General features: G+C 62.8%; 9 protein-coding genes. 6 read left to right on the top strand and 3 right to left on the bottom strand.

The genetic code is table 11. From position 1 onward, the window contains the following. The 3 genes from O148_RS17875 to O148_RS0100015 form a co-directional block, all read left to right on the top strand. A partial coding sequence (locus O148_RS17875) for a hypothetical protein (RefSeq protein ID WP_035744134.1) occupies nt 1-538 on the top strand: 538 nt, incomplete at its 5' end. 31 nt (nt 539-569) lie between these two features. Beyond that, entirely contained in the window at nt 570-1,613 is a 1,044-nt protein-coding gene (locus O148_RS13770; protein WP_051619621.1) for an asparaginase, read from the top strand. Nucleotides 1,614-1,623: 10 nt separating this feature from the next. Further along, the gene (locus O148_RS0100015) at nt 1,624-1,983 is read left to right on the top strand and encodes a sterol carrier family protein (protein ID WP_026529296.1); all 360 of its coding nucleotides are present in this window, start codon (nt 1,624-1,626) and stop codon (nt 1,981-1,983) included. Between the two features lie 50 nt (nt 1,984-2,033). On the opposite strand, the gene O148_RS0100020 is transcribed toward O148_RS0100015, so the two are convergent. Further along, nucleotides 2,034-2,801, bottom strand: a complete 768-nt coding sequence (locus O148_RS0100020; protein ID WP_026529297.1) for a hypothetical protein — start codon at nt 2,799-2,801, stop codon at nt 2,034-2,036. An 88-nt stretch (nt 2,802-2,889) separates the two neighbouring features. Between O148_RS0100020 and O148_RS13775 the strand changes: the two genes are divergently transcribed. Together O148_RS13775 and purF are read left to right on the top strand one after the other, a co-directional pair. Next, a complete protein-coding gene (locus O148_RS13775) occupies nt 2,890-3,282 on the top strand; it encodes a hypothetical protein (RefSeq protein ID WP_051619622.1) in 393 nt (130 codons plus the stop codon). Nucleotides 3,283-3,367: 85 nt separating this feature from the next. Beyond that, complete coding sequence (gene purF / locus O148_RS0100030; protein ID WP_026529298.1) at nt 3,368-4,912, top strand: amidophosphoribosyltransferase; 1,545 nt, start codon at nt 3,368-3,370, stop codon at nt 4,910-4,912. A 126-nt stretch (nt 4,913-5,038) separates the two neighbouring features. On the opposite strand, the gene O148_RS0100035 is transcribed toward purF, so the two are convergent. Continuing rightward, nucleotides 5,039-6,313, bottom strand: a complete 1,275-nt coding sequence (locus O148_RS0100035; RefSeq protein WP_075204219.1) for an MFS transporter — start codon at nt 6,311-6,313, stop codon at nt 5,039-5,041. A 272-nt stretch (nt 6,314-6,585) separates the two neighbouring features. Between O148_RS0100035 and purM the strand changes: the two genes are divergently transcribed. Beyond that, on the top strand, nt 6,586-7,698 hold the full coding sequence (purM, locus tag O148_RS0100040; protein ID WP_026529300.1) for a phosphoribosylformylglycinamidine cyclo-ligase: 1,113 nt from the start codon (nt 6,586-6,588) through the stop codon (nt 7,696-7,698). On the opposite strand, the gene O148_RS0100045 is transcribed toward purM, so the two are convergent. After that, nucleotides 7,695-12,431, bottom strand: a complete 4,737-nt coding sequence (locus O148_RS0100045; protein WP_157374425.1) for a hypothetical protein — start codon at nt 12,429-12,431, stop codon at nt 7,695-7,697. The genes purM and O148_RS0100045 overlap by 4 nt on opposite strands. Nucleotides 12,432-12,453 lie beyond the last annotated feature (22 nt).

Below are 12,453 nucleotides of genomic sequence, written 5' to 3' on the forward strand. Positions count from 1 at the left end.
GATTGAGCAGTGGTCACAACAGGTAGGACAAGCCGCGATCGATGAGTACTGGGAAGATGACGGGGCTACCGTCACTCGGGAACAGTTCCTCGCTCAAGTCAACGCCTGGGCGTATGTGGCACGCGATTTCGGTCCCGGGGCGTTTTACATCATGGCTGGGGTTCCTGAAGTTGGCGTGAATTCTGTGATGACGGTGCGGTACCTGAACGAGGACGTTTATAAACCAGAGGATTATCACGAGTACTTGAAATCTGCGCGTGATATTCAATCAAACCTGGTGACCCCGATCGAGTTCGAAACCCTCGAAGTCCCCGCCGGTCCGGCCGCGCATTCAAGCTACCGGATGACAGACTTCTTCAACGGGGTTGACACCCTGGTCTTCCGGGACAATTACCTGATCTTCCCACCCAACGTGAACGCCGCCGTGGAAATATCCGCCTCCTGGGTCGACGACGAATACAGCTGGGTCATCAAAGAAGAAACCCTCAAAGTCGCCAAGACCCTGAGGATCGTCCCGAAAGACTACAAAGGCACCTAACGTACCCCCAAACGCCTAATAGACTAGCCTCATGCAGGAAACTTTCACCTCTGCCAGCGCGCCCGAACTTGCCGTCATTGAGCGCAACGGATTTATCGAGTCGCGCCACAGTGGCGCAGCGGTCGTCATGGCGCCCAACGGTGACATCCTGCACGCGCTCGGCGACATCGACACCCCGATTTTCGCCCGCTCCACCCTCAAACCCTTTCAGGCCATCGCCTCCATGCGCGTCGGCGCCCAGTTGAGCGGCGTGACGGTCGCCCTCGCCTGCGCGAGCCACGTCGCCCAAATCGAGCACATGGACGTGGTCGAGGACATGCTCTCCGCCTCCGGGCTCACCACCGCGGACCTGCAGTGCCCGCTCGACTGGCCGCAAGACGAAGACGCCCGCAACTACCTGGTCCGCAAGGACATGGGCAAACAGCGCATCGCCTACAACTGCTCCGGCAAGCACGCCGCGTTCCTAGCCGCCTGCGTCAAAAACAACTGGCCCACCATCGACTACCTAGCCATGGACCACCCGCTCAAACGCAAGGTCGCCGAGGTCATCGAGGAATTCACCGAGGAAAACATCACCCACTGGGGCATCGACGGTTGCGGTGCTCCCCTCGCCGCGGTCAGCCTCCGCGGCCTCGCCAACGCCACCCGCAAACTCGCGCTCGCCCCGCGCGCCTTGAGCGCCGACGCTCGAGCCGCCACAGTCGCCCGCGCCATGCTCGACTACCCCTGGGCGGTCCACGGCCGCGGCCGCGAAAACACCGTGGTGATGGAACAGCTTGGCGTCATCGCCAAGGGCGGGGCGGAAGGCGTCCTCATTCTTGGCGCCCCCGATGGCACCTCGGTTGCTTTAAAGATGCTCGACGGCGCTCACCGGGCTACCAGCCTCGTCGGCCTTGCGCTTCTGGTCGCCGTGGGCGCCATTGACTCGGCGAAGGCATCCGCCGTCCTAGAACAGGTCGTGCCGAAAATCCTTGGCGGCGGAGTCCCGGTGGGCCGTATACTCCTTGCCCCGGCGGTCACCGACCTGCTAGACGCCGCATCCAAGCGCACCCCAGTACCTCACGCCCAAGGCTAGGGAGCAGGTAGTGGCAACCGCGCGCCGTCGTACATCCCTCGAGGAAGGCAAGCACGCGCTTGCCAGCTGGACCGCGGAATCCCCGCGCGCTGTGACGGCGACGGCGGTGCGCTACGCGCTCGAAGAATTGACCGCCCGCGCGCCGGGTAACAGCGTCGAGGTGCGGGTGCCGCCTTTCGGGGTCACTCAATGCATTGAGGGCCCGCGGCATACCCGCGGCACCCCGCCCAACGTGGTGGAAATGGCAGCGCCGGTGTGGATTGCTTTGGCGCGCGGCGAGCGCACCTGGGACGAGGCGCTGGCCGCGAGCGAGATCGCCGCATCCGGATTGCGCGCCGATCTGAGCGCATATTTGCCGCTGAACTCTTAAAAACAGCAGCCCGGCCGAGTCTCGACCGGGCTACCGCTTCACACGCTCGACTATTGCTTCTCGAGCTCCGCGAAGGTCTTGTCGATGAGTTGCTGCAACTCTTCGGCGCTCATCGGGGTTTCGGTGGCGCCAAGCCCCGTGCTCGTCGCGGCGATCTGAGTGTCGCCGCGCACCACGTTGACGTTCAGCGTGGCGGTGGGGACGCCCGCGAAATCAGTGGTCGACTTGACGGCGAAAGCCTTGTCATTCGGGATCGTGACCTCGATTTCCTCCATCGTCCCGGTCCCCGACTGACCGGCTACGTCCACGGTGTAGCTGGCGCACTTCGACGCCAGTTCCTTGTTCTGGGTCATCATGTCGGCAATGTCCGAGACCACGTCCCCGCTCAACCCGGCGAGCGTGACCTTGCCGGTGGATTCGGCCAGGATCCGGATATCGGTGGTATTGGCATTGGCGAAACCGGCCTGCATTTGCTCGGATCCGGCGCACTCGGCGGGGTCGGTGGTGATCTGCCCGGCCACCTGCTTGGCCGCGTCAAGCGACTTAGACAACTCATCCGCGGTCAGGATTTTTGTGGTGCCCTCCAGCTCCGGCTTGACGGCGGTCAGCGCGGCCTCAATCTGATCCGGAGTGTAGCTTGTCGCCTCGGCTTGAGTCTGCTCCGGCGCGGCGGAGGTGGTTTCGGCCTGCGGAGCGTCGCTGCTCCCGGCGTTGTTAGCGGCGTTGTTATCGGAGTTGGCACATGCGGCCAGCGAAAGTGCCAGCGCGGCCCCGGCCCCGAGCGCCACCAATTTCGTTTTTGCGGTTTTCTTGATCACGGTTCTTACCCCCAGAATGACTGCGATACCCCGAGCGGACGCCGAGGACACTTACAGACTACACAGCCAGGGCACGTAAACTAGCCCGGTGACTTCAGAGCAACCCGCACCCCAGCCCCGCCAGGTTCCTCCCGCACAAGAGGCCGACGACCAACCGGACTACCGCATCATCCCCGACGGCCAGGCCGTCACCGTGCGGCGCGCACCCAAGATCGCGGTCTTTTTGGTGCTCGGGGTAGTGCTTGGCGTGCTCGCGGCTTTCTTGTTCGTGTTCCTCGGCCCCAGCCAGGAGGAACTGTACAAGGACGCCCCAGTGGGACAAGCGCAAGTCAGCCGAGAGTCCGCGTTCGGCTACTTTGCCATGCTTTTCGGGTTCATCGGGCTTATGCTCGGCGGTGTTGTCGCCGTGGTGTTGGACTGGGTTTCGCACCGTCGCCGCAAGCGCGGAGCGCTTGCGCAACTCAAGAACGACGACGAATAGGCTCACCTGCGCGCGTGGTCGGGGACACGCCGTCGTCATTAATCCCCTGTTTTTCGGTGCCTGGCGCGCGTGAGAGAATTAAGGTATGGCGCGCGGAGATGGACAGCTCAACCATGATTTGATGCCCTTTGAAAAGGGCCCACAGGACGAGTGCGGCGTGTTCGGCGTGTGGGCGCCGGGCGAAGAGGTCGCGAAACTCAGTTACTACGGGCTCTATGCCCTGCAACACCGTGGGCAGGAGTCGGCCGGCATCGCCACGAGCGATGGCGAACGCATCTCGGTGTACAAGGACATGGGTCTGGTCTCCCAGGTTTTCGACGAGTCCGTGTTGGAGACCCTGAAGGGCCACATTGCGGTGGGGCACTGCCGATACTCGACTACCGGATCCTCGTCTTGGGCGAATGCGCAGCCGACCCTCGGCGCGACTGCCAATGGCACCGTGGCCTTGGCGCACAACGGCAACCTGATAAATTCGGCCGAGCTGTATCAACTCATTTTGGATCGTTACGGCAAGCCGAAGACCGGCGAAATTGCGCAGGGGAACACCTCGGATACGGCGCTGGTGACTACCCTGTTGCAGGGCGAAGAGGGCGCTTCGCTAGAGGAGACTGCGCTTGCTCTGCTGCCGCGGATTCAGGGCGGATTCTGTTTTGTGTTCATGGATGAGAACACCCTGTACGCTGCGCGCGACACCTACGGGGTACGGCCCTTGGTGCTCGGCCGTTTGGAGCGCGGCTGGGTGGTCGCCTCGGAGCAGGCCGCACTTGCGACCGTGGGCGCGAGCTTCATCCGCGAGATTGAGCCGGGCGAGTTTATCGCGATCGACGCGGACGGCATCCGCTCAACCAAGTTTGCCGAACCGACGCCCGCCGGCTGTGTTTTTGAGTATGTGTACCTGGCCCGCCCCGATGCGACGATTGCCGGCCGCTCGGTGTATGAGTCCCGCGTGGAGATGGGCCGTCAACTCGCCCGCGAAAACGCGCACGAAGCAGACATCGTCATTCCGGTGCCCGAGTCGGGGACTCCCGCCGCGGTGGGTTACGCCGAGGAGTCTGGGATCCCGTTTGCGCACGGTTTCGTCAAGAACGCGTACGTGGGGCGAACCTTCATCCAGCCCTCGCAAACCTTGCGGCAGCTGGGCATCCGTCTGAAACTCAATGCGCTCGAATCGGTGATTCGCGGAAAGCGCGTGGTGGTAGTGGATGATTCGATTGTGCGCGGTAACACGCAACGGGCGATTGTCGGCATGCTGCGCGAAGCCGGTGCGGCCGAAGTGCACGTCAAGATTTCCTCGCCGCCGGTGCGCTGGCCCTGCTTCTATGGCATCGACTTTGCCACTCGCGCCGAGCTCATTGCCAACGGCGCGACGATTGACGAGATTGCGGCTTCGATTGGTGCCGACTCGCTCGCGTACATCTCCGAGGACGGCATGATCGACGCGACCCGCCAACCGCGCAACCGCCTGTGCACGGCGTGCTTCACCGGCGAGTACCCGATCGAGTTGCCGGAGGCGAACGCGCTGGGCAAGAATTTGCTCGAAGTTTCTGCTGCCGGGGCTGGTGCCGGGTGCGAACCGGGGCCCGATGCCGAATTGGAGCGCCTGGTCCGGGAGCAAAAGCAAGGGATTTAGTCCTTGCGGAGCTGGGCGGCAAAACTAGCCCACTTTGGCCCGCTTTTTCGCGTCGTTCGCTGCCATGTACTCTTGCGCGGCGCCTCTGGCTAGGGCCGATGCTGTCGCGTGGTGCTCGCGGCGCCGCTAATGTGGGCTAGATTTCGCGATTCGCCGCAAAGAAACTCCAATAACTGCGCTCACCATCAACAAAATTGCCGCTGCCGCGAAGAGTCCCGCCATGTACAACGCTCGCGCGTCGACGTATGGCAGCAACCACGAGTAAGCGAGTCCCGTGATGCCGGTGAATATGATCGTCAGGAGCCCCAGCCCTGGGCTCATAATGGTCACGACCGCACCCATCTTGCGCTCGCCAACAACGCGTTGCAAGACGGGCCCCTGAGAAGACATGTAAACCGCGAAGAGCACGCCGAGCACACCCATCACAATCGCTGCCGACAAGGAATTTCCAACTAGGGCATACGCCGCGTAACCAATGCCCAACGACCCGAGCGCGATCACCATCGCCTGAACGTCGCCGGCTCTACGAACAAAGAAGCTCGAGAGCAAACTTCCTACCAAACCACCGACCGCAAAGCTCGCGGTCACGAATCCGTATTCGACCGGGGTCAGGCTCAAGGATTGGAACGCGAAGAGCGGGAGGGTCTGATTAGTGATACCGAGTGCACTCCCGTAGATGCAGGAGCTAATAAGTACCGCACGAAGCACGGGATCACGCCAGACATACGCGACATTTCCTGCGTACTCGCGAAGGACCCCGGTTTCCCAGCCCCGATTGGTTGGGGCATCCAGGCCCGAGGCGAACAAGGGAATTGTGGCAAGCACCAATGCAATAGCGCAGAAGAGAATTGTCCAAGACATTCCTAACCAGGTGAACGCCATGGGGCCAAGCATGGTGGCGAGAATACCGACTCCAGTGACGCCAAATTGCGAAATACTGGCAGCTTCGGGCCGAGCCTGCACTGGAATTGCGTGCTGGGCAGCAGCTGCGCGTGCGGGAACGTAAAATTGCCCTGCCGCACTGATACCAAAAATCAATGCCGCGGCAAGGAGCACATCGGTGGTGCTGGTCGCCATTTGAGGCAGAGTGATGGCCAAGACGGCCAAACAAAGAACACGCGCGGCAAGAGATACCTGCATGATTCGTGTCCATGGAAACCGATCGGCAAGATGGCCCGCAAGAGGGGCAAAAATTATTCGAGGGGCGAAGGTCGCGATCAACATTGCGGAAACCGCAAAACTTGAAAGAGACGGATCTCCACCTGTCCGCAACACTGCCCACACCACGATCGCTGCTTCTAAGACATATTCGCCAAAGGAAGAGAGAACTTGAGAAGCGAACAGACGCCAAAAGGAGGCGCTAATGCGGAATCTGCTGTGTTTCGGTCTGGACGCTTCCACACCGCTAACGCTATCCGCTCAACATCCCTCCGTCCCAAAGCTGCAAGACTCGTCGGGCGGCAAAACTAGCCCACTTTGGTCCGCTTTTTCGCGTCATTCGCTGCCATGTACTCTTACGCGGTGCCTCTGGCTAGGGAAAATGCTCTCGAGCGGTGCTCGTGGCGCCGCTAATGTGGGCTAGATTTCGCGATTCGCCGCAAGTATCCACTCATTCGGTGCGCGTGAGAGAATGGAGGCGCACCCCACCAGCCCCCTTGCAAGGAGCCAGCACCATGACCGAGCCCGGAATCACCTACGCGAGCGCAGGCGTTGACGTCGAGGCGGGTGACCGTGCCGTGGAGCTGATGAAGGGGCATATTAAAGCGACGCACAATGACGCGGTGCTCGGCGGGGTCGGCGGATTTGCAGGACTGTATGACGCGAGCGCGTTGCTGAACTATACGAAGCCTTTGCTAGCGACTAGCACCGACGGGGTCGGCACCAAGGTCGCTATTGCGCAGGCTCTCGACAAGCATGACACCATCGGCTTTGACCTGGTCGGCATGGTGGTTGATGACATTGTGGTTGTCGGTGCGCAACCGCTGTTCATGACCGATTACATTGCGTGCGGCAAGGTCATTCCCGAGCGGATTGCAGGAATCGTGTCCGGCGTTGCCGCAGCGTGTAAAGAGGCAGGCACCGCGCTGGTTGGCGGGGAGACCGCAGAGCATCCCGGGCTTCTTGGCGAGGACGAGTATGACGTCGCGGGTGCGGCCACCGGGGTTGTCGAGGCGTCCCGAGTGCTCGGGCCGGACAACGTGCGTGCCGGAGATGTGCTGATCGCGATGGCTTCTTCCGGTTTGCACTCGAACGGGTACTCGTTGGTGCGTCGAGTCATCAATCAGGCCGGATGGTCGCTGGACCGCCAGGTGAGTGAGCTTGGGCGCACCCTCGGCGAGGAGCTTTTGGAACCAACCCGCTTGTACACCAAAGACTGTTTGGCTCTGGCCGCGAACCCGTCTGCGCAAGTGCACGCGTTTACCCATGTGACCGGCGGCGGTTTGGCCGCGAACTTGGCGCGCGTACTCCCCGCAGGGCTCATGGCCACCGTGGACCGCGGGACATGGGAACTGCCGGCAGTGTTCTCCCTCGTGTCCTCGCTTGGGAAGGTCCCGCAAGCCGACCTGGAACGGACCCTCAATCTTGGCGTCGGCATGATCGCTGTAGTCGGGGCCGAGGGTGCCGACGCTGCGCTGGCACAGTTGAACGGCGCGGGCATGAATGCCTGGGTCCTTGGTACCGTGGGCGACACCCCTTCTGACGTGGACACCGCGAGCGCCGACTATGTGCAGGGAGCCAAGGGCGTCGATGGCGGAGCGGTGCTCATGACGGGCGCGTACGCTTAGGGTTCCGCGTCCTGATTTTTCGCGGCGATTTTTCGCAAACGGAGCACTGCGAAGGCGAGTAGCGCGACGGCCAGGAGGCCAAGCAAGACGAAGGTGTAGCCGCGCAGGAACCAAATGATCGCCCCGGCGACGCCGACCGCGCCCATCCAGGTGAAGAGCCGCGATTTGGTAATGACACCAAGAACCAATACTGCGGCCATTGCAAGCAAGGTGTAGACCTGCCGCTCGGTGGACGGGAACACGATGGTAGACACTTCGGACAGAAGCAAAGCACCGGAAGCCACCGCGAACCCGATGGTGCCCCACTGCTTATTGCCTCGGAAGAACTCCCACAAGGACAGCAACGCGAGTGCAATGATCCACCACTGAGCGAGCCAAAACGGCTCGATCACGTCCCCGATGATTGACTGATATAGCGCTTGTGCGGCGGTGACGGTTGCTGCAAGACCGGTGGCAAGCGCGAGCATCCCGATCGGATCGCGTCGGCGAAGAACCGCACCCAAGGCAAGCAGCGCCAGTGCGAAAACGGTTCCCCACAATGCTTGGGCAATCGAGGGGATGAACAGCGTAATCATGGTCTGGATGAGACCCGCGCTCACGAGCGCGAGCATGATGATTCCGACCAAGAACCTGGACTTGAGCGCCTCCCACGCCCCCACGGCTGCGAGCACCACGAGCCACGCTTGCGTCAGCCAGAAAGTAGTCAACACACCGGGCGCTAGGGCTTGAATAATGACGGCCAGGGGCCAGACCGCAATGATCGCGGCGACTTCAACGATCGTGACTAGCCAGCGCTTAGGCGCCAGAACTATCGTCAGCACGAGGGCGGCCAGCATGCCGAGCGCGGCCAGCCATGCAAGACTCACCACCGTGTCGATTCCGGGGTTCTGGGCACCGTAACGCATGAGAGTGCCACCCTGTTCGCGAACCATGGTCACGGTAGAAACAACCAAGAGGACCAGTGTCGGTAACGCGAGGAAAGCCGTGCGGGCCTGGACGCTCTCAATCCATTGTTCGTTTCGGCCGCGCTCACGCTGCAAAAGTTGCGGTTGCGCGCGCGTGCTGTCCCACCAGTACCAGAGGGCGAAGAGGGCCACCACTGCAGCGAAGCCGAGTATGGTCAGAACCGCCCACGGCCACGGTTCTCCAAGATTCTCCCTGACTTGAATGATCATGAACAGTGCACTGAGCAGGATCGCCGTCTGTGCAGACACCAAGAACGCAAACCCGCGGCCCAATGCGTAGCCCAGGCGCATGGCCGCAACGGCGACGAGCACGAGCCAGATTGCGATAAAGAACTGCGGAGTATCGTCTCTAGTCGCGAAGTTGGCGGAAATCGATGCGAGCGCAGCCGCGCCCACTAGTGCCAGGGAAAGCGGAATGGCGGACTCTTGTCGCCGCAATCGCGCCGAGAGGACGAAGATTGCCGCAAGCGCGATGCCGCCGAGAATGAGACTGGTCCAGCCCGGATTGAGCACGCCGAGATGGATCGGCGTTGCTGACAACAGGTCGCCGCGCGTGAGAGCGAACCCCGCCAAACCCAAGGCATAAGGTAGTCCGAGCAGGGACCAGTGCGTCGACCAGCGTGGTTTGCTGACCGGCGCTGTGGCCGCCGCGCTCCTCACGGCACCGCCCGCCGCGCTCTTCACGAAACTACCTACGTTTCTGTCCGGGGCGTTCCCCGGAAGCCCATCAAGTTGCCCGCGCATTGCCCGCACCATAACAAAGGAGCAAATAGCCGCGGCCAGTCCGCACGCCAAGAAAACCAACGCCGACGGGGCGTCTGTCGTTTCGCCGGTGAAGCCGCGCCGCGGCACCCCGGAAAGCGCAAGGTAGAACAGTGGAAACGCGAAAATGACCGTGCACAGCACAAGGCGATTTACTTGGATGATCGCCCCGTAGCCGAACCACCGATCGAGTATCACCGAGGCCACCAGGAACAGCGTGAGCACGGCGAGAATCACCAGGCCCATCGCGTAGAGCGGCACACCCGAATCCACGAATAGGACGGCCATCGCGGCCAGAATGGAGAGTTCGCACTGAAGGAGATAGGAATCGCGAATGGTGCGGACACGTTCGGCCTCCGCTCGCCCCGCATCCCCCCGCTCGGTTCCCGGTAGCCGGGACAGCCACACGACAATCCCCGCCGCGACGAGTGCAGATGCCACCGCCGCGACCCGTAGCGCCGGCAATGGCGAGTCGAAGCTGGCAATACCGACGGCGCTCACCAGCGCTACCGCCGGACCGAGCGCACTGGCAAACCCGATCCGGGGCAGCAGCCTGACCACGGACACTCCCCCCGCAATGGCACCCAAGAGGTACCACGCCACCAGGAGCCACGGGAGGCTCAGCCCAAACGCGCCCACCACGTCTAGCCCGCGATGCAACACAAACATGAGCGCGCCAAAGCCAAGCAACCATTGCAGGAGGAGCCCCATGGCGGGAACGTGCGCGAAATCCGACAAGAGCTCGACGCGATCCCGCTCACCACGGCCGGATCCGCCGAGCCACGTATCCCGGCGGGCCAGGAGCGCCACAAGGTCGACCACGATGAACACCGCAACAAGACCCGCAATCCCCCACGCCGCATAATCACCGTTGGCGGCGCGCGTTGCAACACCCTCATTCACGGCGCGCGTCAGCCCGCCACCCACGGTCAGCGGCAATGCCACAAGGGACACCTTGAGCGCCGCTACCAAAACCCAGGTGCTCACCCCCGCGCGAGCCGCAGCACCCGCCCGATCCGCAGCCCCCGCACGATCCGCAGCCCCCGCACCGCGACCGTCCGAGCGCCGCGACGCCCACAACGCCCACCCCAGCCTGGACACAGCAAAACCATTGAGCGCAAGCGCCACAAACGGCGCGAGATCCCGCATCTCCGCCGGCACTTCAAGATCCCGCCCCGGATTCCACGCGAAATTCGCCAATATCCCGGCAACAATGGGAATCAGCGGGATCCACAGCAGTGCCTGCTGCCTGGGCTTCCCGTCCTCCCACGCCGAACCGGCCGAACCGGCCGAACCGGCCGAACCGGCCGAACCGGCCGAACCGGCCGACACCACCGCACCGGCAGACACCGCCGAACCCACAGTTACCGCTGACACGGTCGCAAAACTCAATCCCAACCAAGCCGCCAATACCGCGATCCACACGCCCAGGCTTCCCGGCCCCACGCCATAAATCGGCGCAAACACCTGCGCGACCAGCACCGCGACCACAACTACCCCGAAGGTCACAAAGACATCCGCCACATAGACCCCGCGCGCTACTACCCCAGAACGGTATATCGGCAGCCGCTCGCCCGATGCCCGCAGCCCCACAAACTGCGCCAGCACAAACGCAGCGAACACCACCGCGATCCAGAACGAGTTCGGCCACCCCGCGTTCTCCCGCAACAAGTTAATCGACAACAGCACCGCAACGGTCCCGGCCGCTCGCCCGCCAAAGTAGGCGATCACCAGGTCAGTGCCGCGCGCCACCAGCAGCTGCAACGCATACGCCAGAGTGACCAGGGCCGCCAAAAGCGCATACCCGCGCGTATCCAGGATCGAAAAGCTCAGCACCGCCGCCGCTATCACGGCTGGCAACAAATATCGATACGTCGCCGCCGCGCTCTTTGCCACCATGGCGGGCACCCATCCGGGCCGCAGCAGCGACACCGCCGACACCAACACCGCAAACACCACGGCGCTCACGTAATACCACAGCACCGGCATGTCGGCGACGGCATTCACCGACCACATCGTAGAGAGCACCAGCCCCATCCCGGCATACACCAGCGCCTGCGCGCGCGTCACCCACACCGCAACGGTGCTCCCCGCAAGCCCAAGCACCGAAGCGATAAACCAGCACCAAGCAGGCGAAAGATTACCGACCAAATTCAGCGCAAGCCCAAAGAACGGCACCAACCCCAAGCCAATACCGGCGAGCGCAAACCCCGCCGGCCGCAGTTTCCGATACTTCGCATACACAAAAAGCCCGCCCGCGTAAAACGCCGCCATGACCACGCCGACGGCCCCGACCTTCAGCGCACCAGCAAACCCCGTAGCCAAAAATGCGGCGCACGCGGCCAACAGCACAAGCCCCGCGGTCGCCAAGGTCAGATTAATATTGCGCAGATTGCGCTTTTCGGCAGCCTCCTCGGGCGTCGGCGGGCTTTCCTGAGGTACGACGACGCCTGCCGCCCCCCAGCCCCCAACCGCCTGGGTTTGGGGTACTGGTATCGAAGTTCGTTCCGGCGTTTCGCGAAGTGGAACACTCGCCGGTGACATTGGGCTTTCGGGTTCGGATGGTTCCGATCGTAAGGGCACCGCCGGAGCATCACGCGGCTCGAGCGGCGCTGTTGATTCTGGCAGAACCGGCGGCACTGCCTCTGGAGGCTGGGCTGCCTGCTGTGGCGGCGCTGTTGTTTGCGTGAGAGGAGGCGTTTGCGCGGCAGGCGACTGGACGCCAGGCGACGGAGTGTTCTGAACCGGAGGCTCGGCCGAAGGTTCCGCGTGAGCGAGTTCGGCATTCCGGCGCGCGGCGGTTCCGGCGTCAAAACCCTCTTGCCAGGCGGCCGCCTGAGCGCGGCGTTGCCGATCGTTGAACTCGAACTCGCGCGCATCCAGAATTCGCCGATACGCGGCACGCACCGCGAGCCAGGTAATCAGCCACGCCCCCACGCCGCCCAAGATCAACCCAAAGAGGAAGCTTCCCACAGCTGCCGTCCCGTCCGAGGTTCGAGTCCCCAAGTCAGATGCGATGAGTGAATCG

This window comes from Haematomicrobium sanguinis DSM 21259, from assembly GCF_000688395.1.
GTDB lineage: Bacteria > Actinomycetota > Actinomycetes > Actinomycetales > Micrococcaceae > Haematomicrobium > Haematomicrobium sanguinis.